At 58.5% G+C, this 14175-nt stretch carries 7 protein-coding genes and 1 tRNA gene; 5 read left to right on the forward strand and 3 right to left on the reverse strand.

What is annotated here, in order from left to right; translation table 11 throughout:
* The first annotated feature begins 235 nt into the window (after window positions 1–235).
* On the forward strand, window positions 236–2977 hold the full coding sequence (locus tag ED236_RS01965; RefSeq protein WP_123236249.1) for an Rne/Rng family ribonuclease: 2742 nt from the start codon (window positions 236–238) through the stop codon (window positions 2975–2977).
* A gap of 214 nt (window positions 2978–3191) precedes the next feature.
* Here the strand turns inward: ED236_RS01965 and ED236_RS01970 are convergent, their stop codons facing one another.
* Window positions 3192–7115: a hybrid sensor histidine kinase/response regulator gene (locus ED236_RS01970; RefSeq protein ID WP_148042230.1), complete on the reverse strand. Its 3924-nt coding sequence runs from the start codon at window positions 7113–7115 to the stop codon at window positions 3192–3194.
* Between the two features lie 82 nt (window positions 7116–7197).
* Window positions 7198–9255 carry an excinuclease ABC subunit UvrB gene (uvrB, locus tag ED236_RS01975; protein ID WP_123236251.1) on the reverse strand — a complete coding sequence of 686 codons (2058 nt, stop codon included), beginning with the start codon at window positions 9253–9255 and terminating at the stop codon, window positions 7198–7200.
* Window positions 9256–9384: 129 nt separating this feature from the next.
* On the opposite strand from uvrB, the gene ED236_RS01980 reads away from it, so the two are divergent.
* The 3 genes from ED236_RS01980 to ED236_RS01990 all read left to right on the forward strand — a co-directional run bounded on the left by ED236_RS01980 (window position 9385) and on the right by ED236_RS01990 (window position 12668).
* On the forward strand, window positions 9385–10398 hold the full coding sequence (locus ED236_RS01980; protein WP_123236252.1) for a trypsin-like peptidase domain-containing protein: 1014 nt from the start codon (window positions 9385–9387) through the stop codon (window positions 10396–10398).
* 111 nt (window positions 10399–10509) lie between these two features.
* Window positions 10510–11718, forward strand: a complete 1209-nt coding sequence (locus ED236_RS01985) for a pyridoxal phosphate-dependent aminotransferase (protein WP_123236253.1) — start codon at window positions 10510–10512, stop codon at window positions 11716–11718.
* A 155-nt stretch (window positions 11719–11873) separates the two neighbouring features.
* Window positions 11874–12668 (forward strand): TIGR01458 family HAD-type hydrolase, encoded by a 795-nt coding sequence (locus ED236_RS01990; protein ID WP_123236254.1) that lies wholly within the window; start codon window positions 11874–11876, stop codon window positions 12666–12668.
* Between the two features lie 5 nt (window positions 12669–12673).
* Here the strand turns inward: ED236_RS01990 and ED236_RS01995 are convergent, their stop codons facing one another.
* Complete coding sequence (locus ED236_RS01995) at window positions 12674–13999, reverse strand: AsmA-like C-terminal region-containing protein (RefSeq protein WP_162299569.1); 1326 nt, start codon at window positions 13997–13999, stop codon at window positions 12674–12676.
* Between the two features lie 76 nt (window positions 14000–14075).
* Between ED236_RS01995 and ED236_RS02000 the strand changes: the two genes are divergently transcribed.
* A tRNA-Asn gene (locus ED236_RS02000) sits at window positions 14076–14151 on the forward strand.
* Window positions 14152–14175: the final 24 nt, after the last annotated feature.

The raw sequence follows: 14175 nt of genomic DNA on the forward strand, positions 1-14175 counted from the left end.
CGATACCTCAAGACTGGTGCCGGATTAACAGTTTCCACTCAGACGCCGGGTAGATCCCCCGCCTTTGCAACGGTGGAAAATGACAACAAATGGTCAACTGTACATTGTGCTGACTGCAGCCAGATTCTGCGTTCGCAGGTCACGGCTTTGTCCGCCTGCTTAAGTTCCAGCCCGCCGTGCGTGCAGCCAAGCGCGCCGTAACACTGCCACCCCGCTAAGAGCGCGGGAGCACTCAATGAAACGCATGTTATTCAATGCGACGCAGTCGGAAGAACTGCGCGTCGCCATCGTCGATGGGCAAAAACTCATCGACCTCGATATCGAAACCGCCGGTCGCGAACAACGCAAAAGCAACATCTACAAAGGCGTCATCACCCGCATCGAACCTTCTCTGGAAGCGGCCTTCGTCAACTACGGCACCGACCGACACGGTTTTCTGCCTTTCAAGGAAGTCTCGCGCAGCTATTTCCAGAATGGCGCGGATGGCCGTTCCAGCATCAAGGAAGCCCTGCGCGAAGGCCAGGAGCTGATCGTTCAGGTCGACAAGGATGAGCGTGGCAACAAGGGCGCCGCCCTCACTACCTTCATCAGCCTGGCTGGCCGTTACCTGGTGCTGATGCCGAACAACCCGCGTGGTGGTGGCGTTTCCCGTCGTATCGAAGGTGAAGACCGCAACGAGCTGCGTGATGTGATGGCACAACTGGAGATCCCCAACGGCATGGGCATGATCGCCCGCACCGCTGGTATAGGCCGTAATCTGGAAGAACTGCAGTGGGATCTGAACTACCTGCTGCAATTGTGGACCGCCATCGAGAACGCCTCCACGCTGCAATCCGGCCCGTTCCTGATCTATCAGGAAGGCAGCCTGGTGATCCGTGCCATCCGTGACTATTTCCAGCCGGATATCGGCGAGATCCTCATTGATACGCCGGAGATCTACGAACAAGCCCTGCAGTTCATGAACCATGTGATGCCGGGCAATGTGTCCCGCGTCAAACTGTACCGTGATGAAGTACCGCTGTTCTCGCGCTTTCAGATCGAACATCAGATCGAGACCGCCTTCTCGCGTGAAGTGCGCCTGCCTTCCGGCGGCGCCATCGTCATCGACCATACCGAAGCGCTGGTATCCGTGGATGTGAACTCCGGCCGCGCCACCAAGGGTGCAGACATCGAACAGACCGCCTTCAACACCAACCTGGAAGCCGCTGATGAAGTGGCGCGCCAACTGCGCCTGCGTGACCTGGGCGGCCTGGTGGTGATCGACTTCATCGACATGGAAAACCAGCGCAATCAGCGCGAAGTCGAGAACCGTCTGCGTGATGCGCTGCATTACGACCGTGCCCGCGTACAGACCGGCAAGATCTCGCGCTTCGGCCTGCTGGAACTGTCGCGTCAGCGCCTGCGCCCCAGCCTGGGTGAGGGCAACCACATGCCATGCCCACGTTGTCATGGCACCGGCCACATACGCGGCATCGAATCCACCGCCCTGCACATCCTGCGCATCACCCAGGAAGAGGCGATGAAGGAAAACAGCGCCATCATCCAGGTACAACTGCCCGTTGAAGCAGCCACCTTTCTGCTCAACGAGAAGCGCGCCGAGATCCATGCCATCGAACAACGCATGGGCGTTGAAGTGGTGCTGATCCCCAACATCCATCTGGAAACCCCCAACTACAACATCGTGCGCATCAAGCAGGATGATGTGAATGGCGATACAGCGCGTGCCAGCTACGAGATGGTGGAAATGCCGTCCGAGACAGCCGCTGCTGCAAACGACAAGAAGGATGGCAAGCCCGTGCTGCGTCAGGAAGCGGCAGTCAAGGGAATCACCCCTGCCTCGCCTGCCCCTATCGCGACCGAGAAGCCAGTCGCAGCGCCGGTCGCAGCGCCTGCGCTGTCCATCTTCAGCCGCGTCAAGAAGTTCTTGTCCGGCCTGGTGACCACCACAGACAGTCCGGCCCCTGCCACCGCCAAGCGTAACGAATCACCCCGCGGTCAGGGTAATCGCCGTGGCAACCAGCCACGTCGCCCGGAGCAGCGTAACGAACAGCGCACTGAAGGCCGTGGTGAGCAGCGCAATGAAACGCGCGGCGAGCGTCAGCCCAATCAGCAACGCAACGAGCGGGTACAAGGCGAGCGCCCACAAGGTGAACGCGGCCCACGCCCGGAACGCGCAGCTTCCGAGCAAAACCGTCAGCCACGTCCACCACGTGAGCCGCGTGAAGCGCGCGAACCACGTGCAGAGCGTGAACCAAGAGCAGAAGCTAGAGCAGACCACGTAGAGCGCGAAAAGCCAGCAGCGAACGGCAACCGTGCTGAAGCGCCGGCCACAGGTGAAGCTGGCGAACAGCGCAGCCGTCGCAGTCGCGGCGGCCGCCGTGAACGTGGCCCGCGTGATCGCAACGAAAACGGCAACGTGAACCCGGCTGCAGAGGCAAGCGCTGCAGAGACCACACTCAACCAAAGCTCTGCCGACACATCCGTGGATATACTGGAACCGGTCCATGCTGTTGAAACCAGCCAGACCAGTGAGCCTAAACGCACACCCAAGCCAGCCAATCCACCTGTAGCCGAGACATCCAGCGTCGCTGATACAGAAGCGGCAGCACCTGTTGCCGTACGCGAAAGCGCCGCTCCAGTGCAGATGGAGATCGCCATGCCGGAAGCCAGCTCAGCGGCTACCGAGCCTGCCGCCGTGACTGAAGCTGCAGCACCGGATGCACCACAGGAAGTGGCGGCCACCGAGCGCAAACCGCGTCAACCACGTCGTCGCAAGCCAGCGGCAGAGACCAAGCTGCCTGATCTGGCGGCCAGCGGCCTGCAACTGGTGGAGACCAAGGCGGATGCCATCATTGCGCCAATAGTAGAGTCGATCGAACCAGCCAAGCCACGTGGTCCACGCAAGCCACCGGCATGGCAGCAACAAGCTGCTGAAACGGTAGACGAGCCACTGGTGATCGTGCAAACGCAGAAGTAAGCGCCGGCCGCACAGCCCGCTCGGGACGCAGCAAGCGACCAAACACAGAAGCCCCGCATGCGGGGCTTCTGTGTTTTCAGGGACATGCATTGCGCGCATGCCCTACGCTGCTTGCCCTACCAAGCATGCTTCCAGGGGACAGCTCACAGCTCACCTCAGCTGCACAAGGCACACACTAGCGTTGAGCGGAGTTAGGCACGTCAGCAGCAGCGGGCTAATGCTTGATGATCAAGCGCATGCAACAGGCCATCGCGGCAGCGGCATCCTTATGATTCAGCGCAGCGCGAAGACGGTAATAATCCACAGGCAGCTCCGCCCCGAAAGCATCGGCGATGGTCATCATCAGCTGGTTGCTGCGCTGCATATCGGCGCGTTCAATCGCCTCTTGCAACTCTCTCAATGCCGCTTGCAGGGCTGACGCATTCAATGCCTTGGCCGTGCGCTGCTGGTTCTGCTGCGTCAATAGCTCCACCAGTTGCAGCAATGATGGCTTGAAGGCGGCTACCATTTGTACCAGTTCCGAGAACAGTGCCTTTAATACGGTCTCAGAACTGCGGCGACTCTGATCTTCCACACTCGCTGCGCCGCTGGCCAGCCTGGTCAGCCCCAGGTTGGAAAAGCTGCCTTTCAGGCTGTGGCTCAGGAACTCCACCTGCTGCGGGGCATGCTGCGCCAATGCCGTCTTGATGCCCTCCATGCGTTCATCGAGGCTCTCCGTCAGCAGCATGAGCGCATGCAGATAGAAGCCTGCATCATCATTGAAACGCGGCAAGGTCGTGTCCATCTCGATGCCAAGTTCAGCAAACGCGACCAGCACTGCCACATCACTTGCAGACTTGGCGCCCTCCCCATCTTGCGTGACTTCAAGTGGGCGCTTGCCGGGCGGAAGGTTGCGCAAGATGGTGTTGACCAGCGTATCCAGATCGAAGGGTTTGGGCACATGGTCGTTCATGCCAGCCAGCGCACATGCCTGCTTGTCTGCGGGCAGCACATTGGCGGTCATGGCCAGGATAGGCAATTGCTGGCGCGAACGGTGCTCACGTATCAAACGCGTGGCGGTGATGCCATCCATGACCGGCATCTGCACATCCATCAACACCAGATCGAACGGCTGCTCATCGGCTTCTATCATGGTCAGCGCCTGCAGGCCGTTGCCTACGATGGTGACGTGTGCACCACGCCGCATCAGCAACGCTTCCACTACCTCCTGGCTACTCACGTTGTCCTCCACGACCAGCAGCCTGAGACCGAGCAGTGGCTTGGCTTGGGCGTTACGCTTGGCCGGGCGGCCGAGATGCGCTGGCAATTCGGCCCCTGAGGTCAGCAACTGATACAGCGCAACCACCGTCACCGGCTTGATCAGAAAACCTGCGACCGGCCTGGACTGCTGCTGCATACGTGCAGCCCACAGACTGCGATCATGCATGCTGCCAGTGACCATCAACAGCGTACCGTTGCCATTGATGGATTGCAGCCGCTGACATAGCTCCCAGCTATCCTGACCATCGAGACGGGCATCGACGATCAGTATCTGGTAAGGCTGTCCTTGCTGGTTCGCCTCGTGCATGTAGCGGAACGCCTGATCAGCATCGCCAGCCACTTGTGCCTGCATCCCCAGTGAACCGAGCTGGCGCAGCATGAGCTCGGCTGCACGTGGATGATCTTCAATCAGCAGCATGCGCTGGCCCTTGCGCTGGGCTATGGTCAGCGGCTCTGCCAGCGCCTGACCGACCTGCAAGGTCAAGGTGAAATAGAAGCGGCTGCCCTTGCCGGGCTCGCTATTGACATGCAGATCGGTGTGCATCAATTTCAGCAGGCGTTTACAGATCGCGAGGCCCAGGCCGGTGCCCCCGTAGTTGCGGCTGGTCGAGGCTTCTGCCTGACGGAAAGCCTCGAAGATCTCTTCGCGCTGCGCCTGGGTGATGCCGATACCGGTATCCACCACTTCGATACGCAGCGTGACAAAACCCACCTCGCGTATGATCAAGCGGATACGCAGCAGCACCTCGCCCTGGGCGGTGAACTTGATGGCGTTCCCCAACAGGTTGATCAGCACCTGCCGCAAGCGCAGGTCATCGCCTAGCAACTGGGCAGGGAGATGCTCATCGATATCGAACAGCAGCTCCAGTGGTTTGTCGCCCACACTGACCGCCACGATGGAACTGACCTCATGCAGCAGGCTCGCCATGCTGAAGGGGGCAATGTCCAGTTCAGCGCGGTCTGCCTCCAGTTTGGAGAAATCCAGGATATCGTTCACCACAGACAACAAGGTCCGGGTCGCCGCTTCGGCCTTGTTCACATGGTCCAGCTGCTCGACATTGAGCTCGCCCAGACGCAGCAACTGCAACATGCCCAGGATACCGTTCATGGGCGTGCGTATCTCGTGCGACATATTGGCCAGGAACTGGCTCTTGGCCAGCGTGGCCGCTTCGGCTTCTGCGCGCTTGTGTTCCAGCGCCTGATTGAGCTGCTCCAGCTGCAACTGTGCCTGCTTCATCGGCGTGATATCGGAGATCAACACATAGAAGCCATGCACCTGACCGTCCCGCTCGTCCGGGATGTAATTGACCTCGGCATGCGCCTGGACACCGTCCGGTTTGCGGATATCCATCTCGAAACGCTGTGGCTCGCCAGCGAGCGCCTTCTCGACAAAAGGTTTGACGCGGTTGTAGCGGTAAGTGCCCAGCACACGGCTGACATGATGGCCTTGCACTTCGGCGACGCGTTTACCAAACCAGTATTCATATTGTGAATTGGCAAAGCGGCTGATCAGATTGGCATCCCAGTAACCGACCAGGCTGGGAATGTTATCCGTGACGGAGCGCAGAAAACGCTCGCGGTGCTCGATCTCGTGCTTGCTTTCCTGCAATACCTGCTGCATCAACTGGCGCTGCTGTAATTCGCGGCGCGAAGAAAGATAAGCCACGATCAATGCCACGAAACTGAGCAGAAAGATCAAGCCGGACGTGATCAGTGCCGTGGTCTGGTGCTGGCGCTGCTCCTGACGTCGCATCGACAACAGCCCGATTTCCTCGTGCTTGATCATGTTCAAGCGTACTTCCATCTGCTGCGTGTACTGGTCAGCCTGGCTGGTGTACGAGTACAAACGACTGAGCAGATCCCCGCTGTCGCGCCTTAGCTGCAATTGTGACTCTGCCAGTGCGGCACGTTCTGTGAACAAGCGGCTCACTTGCAAGAAGCGCGCCGACTGCTGGGGGTTATATTCCAGCATAAGGGCGATGTCCGCCATCATCGAGGCGATGCGTTGCGGCACATCCTTGGCCACTTCGTAATATCGGGCGTCGCCGGTCAACAGATAGGAACGCACATCACCGCGATAATGCTCCAGCTCGGAGACCAGCGTCTGCAATTTCAGGATCACCTCATAGGTGTTCGCCACATCGTCACTGGAACGGTTGTTCCTGGCGATATTGGTCGCCACCGCGAGCACGCTGACCGCAAACACCGCCACCGCGATCCAGACCAGATGGCGGCGCAGATAATGGATGAACGCAGACATCCCTTTGTCACGCACCAACAGTATCAGTTGTGCGGTGGTCAGCATCAGAAAGCACAAGCTGGTATGCAAGGCGATAGCCGAGGAGTGGCCGAACACCATGAGATCGGCCCAACCAAAGATATAACCCAACAATGCCACGACGGGCAGGCCGTAGGCAAGCAACAATAAACTCTCGGACAAGTGACGCAATGCAGGCTGCCGAATGTAGCGCAGCTGGAACGCGCTGGTGAGCAACAGGAAATTGATGGCACTGTAGAACGACATGCGTCCAGGAAATGGGCTGTGCGTGTCCCCCACGGCCCCCGCTGGTTGAAACCACTGATCAATGCCGAAATCCACATCGAACAGGAACTGCAGCAGTGTAGCAAAGGCGATCAATCCCACTGTTTGCGCAAGCAAGGACTGGAGGCGCGGGTAGTGTCTATCATGTAGCAGCACGGTCAATGTGGCCAACAGTGCAAAGCAGATCGCCGTATTGATCTTCATGCTAACCAGGCCGGGGATCACACTTTTCATGATCTCGATGTGTAGATACCAACCCAGCAATACCGTTGACGCCAGCAACAGCGTCAATGCGGACAGCCATTTCACCAACGGGTGTGAACTATCGTTTTCCACCTGCTACTCCCCTTTTAGTGACGGACGACGCTGGTTTATATACAGGGCCTGCGCGACCTTGGTGCAGGCCTGCGCGCCATGCTCATGGCTTCTTTATCTCGAACTGCGTGTGAACATCGCTGACTTCGGCACCGTAGATCTGCACTTTCAGCTTCTTCACCTGGTCGCGGTAATCGGCCGCCTTTTCAAATTCCAGATTACGCGCACTGTCGTGCATGGCTTTTTCCAGCCGTTTCAGTTCTTTCAACAGCTGCTTTTCACTCAGCGCTTCAAAACTGGCCTGGTCCTGCGCTGCCTTGAGTTCGCGTTTGGCTTCGTCCTTGTCGTACACACCATCGATGATGTCCTTGATACGCTTGCTGACGCCTCGGGGCGTGATGCCATGCGCTGCATTGAACGCCATCTGCTTTTTGCGTCTGCGCTCGGTCTCGTCCATGGCCAGTTTCATCGAGCGCGTGATGCGGTTGGCATAGAAGATCACTTTGCCATTCAAGTTACGTGCGGCACGCCCGGCCGTCTGGATCAGCGAGCGTTCCGAACGCAGGAAACCTTCCTTGTCGGCATCCAGCACCGCGACCAGCGACACTTCGGGGATATCCAGCCCCTCACGCAGCAGGTTGATGCCCACCAGCACATCGAACTCCCCCAGACGCAGGTCACGGATGATCTCCACGCGTTCCACTGTATCGATATCGGAATGCAGATAGCGCACCTTGACCCCGTGCTCGGATAAATAATCGGTCAGGTCTTCTGCCATGCGCTTGGTGAGCGTGGTGGCCAGCACGCGTTCGCCGATATCCACACGCAGCTTGATCTCGGATAGCAGGTCATCCACCTGGGTGTCGGCAGGCTTGACGATGATCTCCGGGTCGATCAGGCCGGTCGGGCGCGCCACCTGCTCCACCACCTGCTGCTGATGCATGGCTTCGTATTCCGACGGTGTCGCCGACACAAACACGCATTGCCGCATGATGCGTTCGAACTCGTCGAACTTGAGTGGACGGTTATCCAGCGCCGAAGGCAGACGGAAGCCGTAATCAACCAGGTTCTCCTTGCGCGCGCGGTCACCCTTGTACATGGCGCCCACCTGCGGCACGGTGACATGGCTCTCGTCCAGGATCATCAAGGCATGCTGGGGCAGATAGTCGATCAGCGTGGGTGGTGCTTCGCCAGGCTGGCGGCCGGTCAGGTGGCGGCTGTAGTTCTCGATGCCCTTGCAGAAGCCGATCTCGTTGAGCATCTCCAGGTCGAAGCGCGTGCGCTGCTCGATACGCTGCGCTTCCACCAGCTTGTTGTTCTTGATGAAGAAATCCACCCGCTCGCGCAATTCCTGCTTGATGGTCTCCATGGCGCGTATGGTGGCTTCACGTGCCGTGACGTAATGGCTGGACGGGAAGATACGGAAATTGTGGATCTTGCTGAAGATCTGCCCGGTGAGCGGGTCGAACAGGGTGATGGCCTCGATCTCGTCATCGAACAGGCTGATGCGCACCGCGGTCTCGCTGTTTTCCGACGGGAACACATCGACCACATCGCCACGCACGCGGAAGGCGCCACGCGAAAAATCGAAATCGTTGCGGTCATACTGCATGGCCACCAGTTTGTTGACGATGTCGCGCTGCGCTATCTTCATGCCTTGATGGATGTGCAGCACCATGCCGTGGTATTCGCCTGGGTCACCGATACCATAGATGGCGGATACGGTCGCCACGATGACCGTGTCCTCACGCTCCAGCAGGGCTTTGGTAGCCGACAAGCGCATCTGCTCGATATGCTCGTTGATGCTGGAATCCTTCTCGATGAACAGGTCACGCGAAGGCACGTAGGCTTCAGGCTGGTAGTAATCGTAATAGGAGACGAAATACTCCACGGCATTATTGGGGAAGAATTCGCGGAATTCCGAATACAGCTGCGCTGCCAGCGTCTTGTTGGGTGCCATGACGATGGCCGGACGGCCGATCTGCGCGATCACATTGGCCATGGTGAAGGTCTTGCCGGAGCCGGTCACCCCCAGCAGGGTCTGATACTGCATGCCCTGGTTGATGCCGTATACCAGCTTCTCGATAGCCTGAGGCTGGTCGCCCGCAGGCGGGAACGGCTGATGTAACTGATATTTGCTGCCGGGGTAAGTGACGATCACGATGCCATTGCCAAAAAAGGGTGTCTGTCATTCTATCAGTGCGGGCTAGAACTTATGTAAGCTGCATCGTGTCATTGGTAGACAATAAGTTTGCTGATAAAACAAAATCGTATTCTTCTGGGGAAAACCATGCGCCACCTGCTGATCCTGTTGCTGACCTTCAGTGCATTACCCACTGCTCACGCTTATGACAAGGTCAAGTTACTGCAGTCGTTCTTTGGCACTGTGATGATACGTGGCTATAAACCAGACGGCGGCATGGCCTATGGCTCTGGGGTGGTGGTGGCCGAGAACAAGGTACTGACCAATTGCCATATCTTCCGTCAGACCAAACAGCCCTGGGTCTCGCAGGGCGAAGACTCTTACACGGTGAACTCGGTGCAGGCGGATCGTTGGCATGACCTGTGCCTGATGACCACCGCCGGACTGCCGGTAAAGCCGGTGGAGCTGGGTCGGTCAGCCGACATGAAAAAAGGCCAGCAAGTGGTGGCCATCGGTCATTCCAGCGGCGTGCCGAACGCACTCACCTCGCTGGGCAGCGTGAAATCCCTGTTCAAGCAACAAGAGGGCTTTATCGTCCGCAGCACAGCGCGCTTTGCACTTGGCGCGAGTGGTAGCGGCTTGTATGACGGAGACGGCAGACTGATAGGCATCAATACCTTCAAAACCACAGGCCGCATCGCCTACTTTTACGCTGTGCCGGTGGAATGGCTGGAGAGTCTGCAGAAACAACCAGTGGAAACGGTGTTCCCCATCGTCGGTCAGGCGTTCTGGGAAGACGATGAAGCCAACAAACCATTCTTCATGCAAGTGGCGGTGCCCGAGATCAATGGCGACTGGGCCAAGCTGGAGCAGGTGGCACGCGCCTGGATCAAGGCCGAGCCCAGCAACAGTGACGCCTGGTACGAACTGGGCAATGCACTGGAGAACATGAGCAAGCTGGACGAGGCAGAAACTGCCTACCGTAAATCCATCGCGCTGGAACCGCTCAATACGGATTCCCTGTTCCGCATCGGCGTGATCGCCTCCAATAAAGGTGACAAGAACGAGGTCAAGGCAGTGAATGTGGCTCTGCTTAAGATCGATGAAGATCTGGCGGCCGAATTCAGCAAAACGGTAGGTTGCAAAGGCAGTTGCGAGTAAGCACGCTGCGGCGGCACCTGCACCGCCGCCGCTATCGTAGTTGAGAGTTCCGCCGGATGGCTTTTATGCGTAAAATCACGCTTTTATCGCTATTCAGCAGGAAACGTCATTTTGGAATCGCCACAGTTCGGTCTCTCCGCCCTGGTACAGACCATCAAAGAATCACCTACACTGGCTGTGTCATCACGGGCCGCAAAACTCAAGTCTGAAGGCCGTGACATCATCGGATTAGGCGTAGGCGAGCCTGATTTCGATACCCCGCAGCACATCAAAGAGGCTGCCAAGCAGGCCATTGACAGCGGTTTCACCAAATACACACCGGTTTCCGGCATCCCCGGCCTCAAAAAAGCCATCGTCGCCAAGTTCAAGCGTGACAACGGTTTTGATTATGGCGTGAACGAAGTCATCGTCGGCGTAGGCGGCAAGCAGTGCATCTTCAATCTGGCACTGGCCGTGCTGAACCCGGGTGATGAAGTCATCGTGCCTGCCCCGTACTGGGTATCGTATGCGGACATCGCCATGGTGGCGGGCGCCAAGCCGGTCATCATCAACTGTGGCATCGAGCAGGGTTTCAAACTACTGCCTGCCCAGCTGGAAGCGGCGATCACGCCCAAGACCCGCATGTTCATGATCAACTCGCCTTCCAACCCGACGGGCTCGGTGTACAGCCTGGCCGAGTTGCAGGCGCTGGGCGAAGTGCTGAAGCGCCATCCGCAGGTGCTGGTAGCGACCGATGACATGTACGAACATGTGAACCTGAGCGGCGAGAAGTTTCACAATATCCTGAACGCTGCCCCTGAGCTGAAAGCGCGCTGTGTGGTGTTGAACGGCGTTTCCAAAGCCTATTCCATGACAGGTTGGCGTATCGGCTACGCTGCCGGGCCCGCGCATATCATCAAGGCCATGGAAGTGCTGCAATCGCAGTCCACCTCCAACCCGACCTCCATCTCGCAGGTGGCAGCACAAGCTGCGCTCGACGGTCCGCAACAGTGCATAGAGCCCATGCTGGTGGCTTTCCGGGCGCGCCATGACTACGTAGTGGACCGCTTCAACGCCATGCCTGGCCTGAAGTGCATCCGAGCGGGCGGCGCGTTCTACGCGTTCCCGGATGCGCGTGAGGCCATCGTGCGCTTGCATGCGGCGGGCAAGATCAGCGCGCCCAATGACCTGGCCTTGTCTGAGTATTTTCTGGAATCAGCGGGCGTTGCCGTGGTACCTGGCTCCGCTTTTGGTGCGGAAGGGTATTTCCGTATCTCCTTCGCCACCTCCATGGACAACCTGCGCAACGCGCTGGATCGCATCCAGTCCGCCTTGTCCTGACAGATCTGGCACGCCTGTTGCATCCACACGGATGACAGGCATGCCGATCCGGCTTGCCGCTGAAAACTGAGCTGACGGCCAAGCTTCGGCTGAGCTGATGACCAGGCTGACCGCCAACCTCACTTCTAAGCTGACCGTTGATTTGGGAGCGCGCGATGAACACGGACCTGACTCACCTGCATGGCATGCTGTTCGACCTGGATGGCGTGCTGTATACAGGCAGCACCCCCATTCCGGGTGCCATCGAAGCGGTCGCCCGCCTGCGCGGTAGCGGGCTGCCCTGCCGCTTCGTCACCAACACCAGCACCCTGTCGCTGCGCTCCCTGCAACACAAGCTCAGCGCGCTCGGCTTTGACATCCCCGCCTGTGAAATCGTCAGTGCACCACAAGCGGCGCTACGCTATCTGCAGGGCTTAAGCCATCCGGTATGCCGCCTGCTGATGGCAGACGACGTGAAGCAGGATTTCGCCGGGCTGGCGCAATCGGATCGCGACCCTGACTACATCCTCATCGGCGACATGGGCGAACGCTGGTCTTACAGCCTGCTCAACGAGGTGTTCAACAGCCTGATGCAGGGCGCCAAGCTGATCGCCATCCACAAGAACCGCTTCTGGCAGACCGAACACGGCTTGCAGCTGGATATCGGCGCCTTCATCCACGGTCTCGAATACGCCAGCGGACGCGAGGCCATGATCATAGGCAAACCCTCTGCCGATTTCTTCCGGATCGCCCTGCAGGATATGCAATTGCAGGCAACCAAGGTGGGGATGATAGGTGACGACATCGATTCGGACATCGGCGGTGCACAGCAAGCCGGCCTGGTCGGCATCCTGGTACGCACAGGCAAATACCGCGCCACCTACGCCGCTGCATCCAGCATCACACCTGATGCCATCATCGATTCGATCGCCGATCTGCCAGCACGGCTGGGGCGCCAGGCGCCGCTGTAGCAAGCTCAATCCTTGCTGCCGCCGAGGAGACCTTTCAAATTATCTACGGCACCAGCAGCTTTCACGCCCAGGCTGGTGCCCACCCCAGGCCCCATCAAGGCAGTGCCAGCCGCTGCACCCGCCAATGCCGCTTTGGTAGGAAACACAGTGGGCTGCGCCAGTGTGCCCGATATCTGCAAGGGGATGGCCACCAGACTCACACTGTGTTTCAGCGCCACCTGCATGACGCCATCCAGTGTTTTGTCCGGCATGATGGTGAGCTTGCCCTCCCCAGTCAACAAGCCGGAGGCGATCTTCAGCTGCCTGAACTGGTAACGCGCGCCAGCTGCATCAAGCTGCCCTGATAAACGGTCGAACTGTGTCTCGCCACCTTGCGCGCCCTGTTTCAACAACAGGCTGGCAGCACGCGCCAGATCCAGCCCGTACAATACTCCATCCTCCACACGAAACTGAACACCTGCCTTCAACGTCTGGGCCAGCAAACCAGGCTCGCTGGCACGCGCCGAGAGTTTTCCATCCGCGAACAGATGACCACTCAACCGCCGCTTGCCGCTGAGCAAAGTCACCGGCTGTTGCAAAGCCAGCTTATCCAGCTTGAATACACCGTCCAGTTGCCAAGGCCCGAGCCAGCTTAGCTTGCCCTCGGCGCTCAGCTGGCCTTGATACATGGCTGCACGCATGGACTGGATATGCAATGCCTGACCTTGCAGACGCAAACGCATGTTGAGCTGGTCCATCAGTAGCGGCGGCCCAAACGGCAAGACCCAATCCTTGGCTGCTGCGCTTATGGCATAACCATCTGCGTCCGGCTCCAGATCAATCTGTAGTTTGTTGTCCACGCTACGCAACTGTGCCGAGCGGAATGTGTTCAGTGCTGTAAGCGCGATATCGATATCCATCGTGGGTAGCACCATCTCGGGCCAGTCCAGCTTGACGCGCCGCAAAGACAGGTGGCCCAACTGCACTGCGGGCGAGCTGGTGCCAGTGGACGAGGTCGTCGAGGCCAGCATTTCGATAGCGCCAGGTTTGAGGCGGACATCCTCCACCATCACCCTGGCGACCATAAAACGGCCAGACAACAGGGGGAGCAAACTGGGCAATACCGCCAGCTGCTCCGCCATCAATGCATCGTCTGCCCCAACAACCAGGCGGCTGATCGTCAAGTGCGGCGTGGGCAGCAAACTCAGGCGCAAACTGCCTGCACGCACCGGCACTCCCAGACTTGCGGTCGCCTGCTGTTCCAGCCTGGGAATAAAACTGCCCAAGGGCATCAGCCATGGCAAGATCAATAGCATGCACAACAGCAGTGCCAACGCAAGCAGCGCGCGCATACATTTTTTCTTCATAATCGCCTCAGAGATGATTGACCAATCGGGCTTGAGTCATTATTATCACGCCTTCACCGATTCCTCGATAGCTCAGTCGGTAGAGCAACGGACTGTTAATCCGTGTGTCCCTGGTTCGAGCCCAGGTCGAGGAGCCAAATTATAAAAGCCCGCACATCACT

This window comes from Pseudomethylobacillus aquaticus (assembly GCF_003730115.1).
GTDB classification, from domain to species: domain Bacteria; phylum Pseudomonadota; class Gammaproteobacteria; order Burkholderiales; family Methylophilaceae; genus Pseudomethylobacillus; species Pseudomethylobacillus aquaticus.